General features: G+C 72.8%; 7 protein-coding genes and 1 pseudogene. 6 read left to right on the top strand and 2 right to left on the bottom strand.

From position 1 onward, the window contains the following. Together fecE and RWM17_RS12035 are read right to left on the bottom strand one after the other, a co-directional pair. Positions 1-184, bottom strand: a pseudogene (gene fecE / locus RWM17_RS12040) (Fe(3+) dicitrate ABC transporter ATP-binding protein FecE); the annotation flags it as partial. A gap of 70 nt (positions 185-254) precedes the next feature. Next, complete coding sequence (locus RWM17_RS12035) at positions 255-698, bottom strand: MarR family transcriptional regulator (RefSeq protein WP_314104003.1); 444 nt, start codon at positions 696-698, stop codon at positions 255-257. Between the two features lie 102 nt (positions 699-800). Here RWM17_RS12035 and RWM17_RS12030 point away from each other — a divergent pair, with 102 nt between their 5' ends. From RWM17_RS12030 to RWM17_RS12005, 6 genes are all read left to right on the top strand, one after another. Further along, positions 801-1,169, top strand: coding sequence for a VOC family protein (locus tag RWM17_RS12030; protein ID WP_314104002.1), 369 nt, complete (start codon positions 801-803; stop codon positions 1,167-1,169). 93 nt (positions 1,170-1,262) lie between these two features. Further along, positions 1,263-2,600 carry a hemolysin family protein gene (locus RWM17_RS12025; protein WP_314104000.1) on the top strand — a complete coding sequence of 446 codons (1,338 nt, stop codon included), beginning with the start codon at positions 1,263-1,265 and terminating at the stop codon, positions 2,598-2,600. A 457-nt stretch (positions 2,601-3,057) separates the two neighbouring features. Further along, positions 3,058-3,201, top strand: coding sequence for a hypothetical protein (locus RWM17_RS12020; protein ID WP_158614632.1), 144 nt, complete (start codon positions 3,058-3,060; stop codon positions 3,199-3,201). Positions 3,202-3,301: 100 nt separating this feature from the next. Beyond that, positions 3,302-3,622, top strand: coding sequence for a hypothetical protein (locus RWM17_RS12015; protein WP_314103999.1), 321 nt, complete (start codon positions 3,302-3,304; stop codon positions 3,620-3,622). Between the two features lie 164 nt (positions 3,623-3,786). After that, positions 3,787-4,251 (top strand): MarR family transcriptional regulator, encoded by a 465-nt coding sequence (locus RWM17_RS12010; protein ID WP_314103997.1) that lies wholly within the window; start codon positions 3,787-3,789, stop codon positions 4,249-4,251. Positions 4,252-4,333: 82 nt separating this feature from the next. Then, the coding region (locus RWM17_RS12005; protein ID WP_314103996.1) for a serine/threonine-protein kinase at positions 4,334-5,200 on the top strand (867 nt) is incomplete at its 3' end.

Here is a 5,200-nt window from a genome sequence, read left to right as displayed (position 1 = left end):
CCCGGCCGGGACGCAGCTCGAGCCGGGCGTCGTGCACCACGTCGGAGGCGCCGTACGAGACCGAGACCCCGTCGGCGACGAGCGCGGTGGGCTCGGTCCGCGCCCCCGGCGCAGCGGGCGCCGCTGCGGCCGCGGACGGGGCCCAGGAGGCGGGCGTCACGAGGGCCGTGTCAGTCGGGGTCACGAGAACTGAGGTTAGCCTACCCTTAGCGACCGCCCGCAACCCGGTTCCTCGACGCCGAGACAGCCGGTCGTCAGCCGGCGTCGGCCTGCAGCGCGACCACCATGCTGCGCAGCAGGCGGCGCGCCTCGGGCCGGTCGGCCTCGCTCATCCCCGAGAGCATCCGCAGCTCGACGCCGCGCACTGCCGCGGTCGCCGCCGCGAGGCGTCGCCGCCCCGCTGGCGTCAGACGGGCGGGCAGCGCCTTGCCGACCGGCGCCTCCGCGGGCCGGGTCACCGACCCGTCGCGCTCGAGCGCCTGGAGCAGGACGTTCATCGACTGCCGGGTCACGAAGGCCCCACGGGCGAGCTCGGAGTTCGACAGCCCCGGCCGCTGCGCGAGCAGCTCGAGGCACGAGTAGTGCGTGACCGTCATGCCGAGCGGCCGGAGCACCTCCTCCATCGCCGTCCGCAGAGCGCTCGCCGCCTCCTTGAGCAGGTAGCCCAGCGACGTCTCGAGGTCGATCCCTTGACTCATGTCAGCAGTCTGACATAGGTTTATCCGTGTCAGAAGACTGACACACAAGGCCGCGTCGCTTCACCACGCCGTCACCTCACCCCGATCAGCACAGGAGCACCCATGCCCGTCACCGGCCCCGACTTCGTCTCCCTCCAGGTCCGCGACCTCGACGCCTCCCGGGCGTTCTACGAGACCCACCTCGGTCTCGTCCGATCGCCCGCCGGCCCGCCGCACGCCGTCGTCTTCACGACGACGCCGATCGCCTTCGCCCTGCGGGGCCTCCTGCCCGGCACCGACCTCGACTCCGTCGCCCAGCCCGGCGTCGGTGTCGCGCTCTGGCTGCACGCCACCGACGTGCAGGCGATCCACGACGCCCTCGTCGAGGCCGGCGTGACCGTCGTCGCCGAGCCGATCGACGGCCCCTTCGGCCGCACCTTCACGTTCGCCGACCCCGACGGGTACCACGTGACCCTGCACGACCGGGCCTGACGCACCCCCTCGCCCGCGGGTCGCGACGTGCAGAGCGTGCACCTCGCGCACGTTCGGGGCGATCTCCCGGTCCGCCCCGCCAGGATCGAGCGCATGGACACGGACACCCTGCTCAACATCGGCCTCGTCGTGCTCTTCGTGCTGATCGGCGGGGTGTTCGCAGGCACCGAGATGGCGATCGTCACCCTCCGCGACAGCCAGGTGCGGGCGATCGAGGCCAGCGGCGAGCGCGGCAGGAAGATCGGGCAGCTCGTCCGCAACCCGAACACCTTCCTCTCGGCGGTGCAGATCGGCGTGACCCTGGCAGGCTTCTTCTCGTCGGCCTACGGCGCCTCGACGATCGCCCCCGACCTCGTGCCCGGGCTGATGGCGCTCGGCCTCGCCGAGAGCACGGCGTCGACCGTCGCCCTGATCGGCATGACGCTCGTGGTCGCGTACCTCTCCCTCGTCTTCGGCGAGCTCGTGCCGAAGCGGCTCGCGATGCAGAAGTCCGTCGCGTTCACGAAGACGCTCGCGCCGCCGCTGAACGCCCTCGCCCGGCTGATGCGGCCGGTCATCTGGCTGCTGTCGGTGTCCACCAACGGCGTGGGGCGCCTCCTCGGCCTCGATCCCGACCAGAAGGAGGACGAGGTCTCGGCCGACGAGGTCCGCGACATCATCTCGAACACGAGCGAGATCGACCGCGACAGCCGCAGCATCCTGGCCGACGTGCTCGACGCCGACGACCGCCGGGTGGCCGAGGTGATGAGGCCGCGGCCGGACGTGTCGTTCCTCGGCGGCGACTCGTCCGTCAGCGACGGCTACCGCACCGTGCTGGCCCTGCCGCACTCGCGCTACCCCGTGGTCGGCGTCAGCCGTGACGACGTTCTCGGATTCGTGCACGTCCGCGACCTGATGGCGTCGGTGCCCGCGGCGGGCGGCGACCAGGCGACGACCGTCGCCGACATCACCCGGCCGATCCTCGCCCTGCCCGGGACGACCAAGGTGCTGGCGGCGCTCAGCACCATGCGCGACGACGGCCACCAGATCGCGGTCGTCATCGACGAGTACGGCGGCACCGACGGCATCGTCACCCTCGAGGACCTGCTCGAGGAGCTCGTCGGCGAGATCTACGACGAGTACGACACCGGCGACCGCGGCGAGGGCACGCTGGAGGCGGGCGAGAGCCGCGAGGTCGAGGGCGGCCTGATCGTCGAGGAGCTCGAGGAGCAGACCGGCGTCTCGCTGCCCGACGGCCCGTACGAGACGGTCGGCGGCTGGGTCTTCGACGCGCTCGGACGACTGGCGGTCGTCGGCGACACCCTCGCCGTCGACGGCGCCACCGTGGAGGTGGTCCGCATGGAGGGCTACCGGATCGCGACGGTGCGCGTGACGCCCCTGGAGCACCACGCCGAGCCGCCCGCAGAGGACCGCCCCCTCGCCGAGAGCTGAAGATAGCTCGGCATCGAGCGATTGGCAACCCCCTCGTCCTGGCGCGCCCGACGCCCCTAATGTCGACGCAACGCACCGACGCGGGGTGGTCGACCCGAACCTCCGCCCCGTCGACGTCGATGCGCACATCCCGGTCGCCTGAACTCGGCCGGGGCGCCTCGAGCACCCTCCCCTGGTCTCCCCGTTCCGGAGGAGGGTGCTCGTCCAGGCCTCTCGCCGCGCGCACGCCGCGCACACGCCGCGTCCGTGCCGCGCGCACGTCGTTCGCGCGCCCTGCGTGGGCACTCCGGGTCCTTCGTCCTCGAGGGATGTCCGTTCTGCGAACTCTCTCAGCCATCTAGTTAGAGCGACTAGCGAGTCTGTGTAACCATTCGTGTGTACCGATTCACGGCGGTACGAGGGACACGAACCACATGCACCTCGAGGTCAGCGCAGGGCTGGCAGGAACGAGCAGGACATGACCACCACGCACCACTCCCCCTTCTCCGAGATCCGCGACGCCGACCGTCAGCTGACGCTCTTCGTCGTCGCCACCTCGGCTCTCGCCGCCTGCGGCACGCTGATCGCGGGCATGCTCTTCGCGATGGGCGCCGGCGCATGAGCGCCTCGACCTCCGCGGCCGTGACCGACGCCGGCCACCACCTCCTGGCCGAGACCCAGCCGCTGGACCTGGCCGAGCTCTTCGACTCGGAGGCACTCCGATGAGCGTCGACCTCCGTCGCCTCACGCACGAGGACCTCGTCGCCGCCGTCAGCGGTCGCGTGGGCGGTGCCGTGCGCCCCACGGCGACCGAGCTCGACAGCTTCTACGTCCGCGAGCGGTCCGTCCCCGCGGCCCGCATCGAGACCTACCCGCGTCGCCGCCGGGTCCGCGACGTCGTGGCGTCGATGGCCCAGGCGGTCGAGAACGGCGCCCGTTCCCTCGACGTCGTGCGGCCGCTCGAGGTGAGCTACGCCAGCTTCTTCGTCGACCCCGAGGCCGTGTCGGCCCGCGACGACCGCGAGATGGCGGTCGCCTCGTGACCTTCGCCGACCGCATCCTCGGCTCGGTGCCCGACGACCACGTCGCCTACTTCGACACCTCGATCGACGACGACGACCTCGACTGACCGTCCGCGCCCGACACGGACCACCGGCACTCGCCGCCGCACCCCGACGACCTGACCACTCAGAGGACACCCCCCCGCATGCCGCAGAAGATCCAGGCAGCCCGCCTCCACGCCGCCCTCGAGGCCTGGCGCATCACCGAGCAGCGACTCGACCGCCGAGGGTCCGCAGGTGCGCTGCCGCGGACCGAGCGTGACGCGCTGGCCCTGGTGCTGGCGGCGGAGCAGACCGACGAACCGATGACGCCCAGCACGCTGGCCGCGACCCTCGGCTTCTCGACGCCCGCGGTCTCGAACCTGCTGCACCGCCTCCAGGACGCCGAGCTGATCACCTGCACCCCCGACCCTGCCGACGGCCGCCGCAAGATCGTGACGACCACCGCGACCGGGCGCGACGCCTGCGACACGGTGACGAGTGCGCCCCACGTGCGCAAGTTCCTGATGGGCGTGCCGGCCGAGCAGGCGGAGGCGGTCAGCGCGTTCCTGGACGAGCTGAGCTCGGTCATCGCCCAGCAGCAGACCACGGCTCCCGTCTCGGCCCGCTAGGCGCTGCTCCCCCGACTGCCCGGGGCCCGGCCCCGTCGTCGGCGACGGGCACCTGTCCCGTCCCGCCGGTAGCCTCGGGGTCATGGACGACCGTGACGACGACGCGACCGTGGGCGACCGGGACGCACCGCGCCTCCTCGCCGGCCGCTACCTCCTCGGCGACGTCCTCGGGCGCGGCGGCATGTCGACGGTGCACCGTGCCGACGACCGGCTGCTCGGGCGGACCATCGCCGTCAAGCTGCTCAGCGCCCAGGGCTCCGACCCGGCCGACGCCCAGCGGGCCCAGAACGAGGTGGCCGTGCTCGCCTCGCTGAGCCACCACGCGCTCGTCACCCTGTACGACGCCGACGTCGCGCCGACGAGCGGCCCGGGCTGGCTCGCCATGGAGCTCGTAGACGGCCCGTCCCTCTCGTCGCGTCTGGCCGAGGGCCCCCTCGACACGACCGACGCGGCGCAGCTGCTCGTCGACCTCGCGGGAGCGCTGCACGTCGTGCAGACGGCCGGCATCGTGCACCGCGACGTCAAGCCGAGCAACGTGCTGCTCGCCCCCTCTCCCGTACCCGGTCGCCGCTGGTCGCCCAAGCTCGCCGACTTCGGCATCGCCTCCCTCGTCGACTCGACGCGCGTGACCGCGACCGGCGCCGTGCTGGGCACGGCCGCGTACCTCAGCCCCGAGCAGGCCCTGGGCACGCGGGTCGGTCCGGCCTCCGACATCTACTCCCTCGGCCTCGTGGTGCTCGAGGCGCTGACCGGGGAGCGGGCGTTCCCCGGCTCGATGATGGAGTCGCTGACCGGACGCCTGCACCGTGACCCCGTCGTGCCCGACGCGCTCGGCCCGGAGTGGGCCTCGCTGCTGCGCGCGATGACCGCGCGCGAGGCGGACGCGCGCCCGACCGCCCTCGAGGTGCACGCCCGGGCGGAGGCGCTGGTCGCGGGAGGAGGCCGTGCC

The organism is uncultured Frigoribacterium sp. (assembly GCF_963515265.1).
Lineage (GTDB): Bacteria > Actinomycetota > Actinomycetes > Actinomycetales > Microbacteriaceae > Frigoribacterium.
The sequence above is the reverse complement of the archived record's forward strand: the minus strand, read 5'-3'. Positions and strand labels throughout refer to the sequence as shown.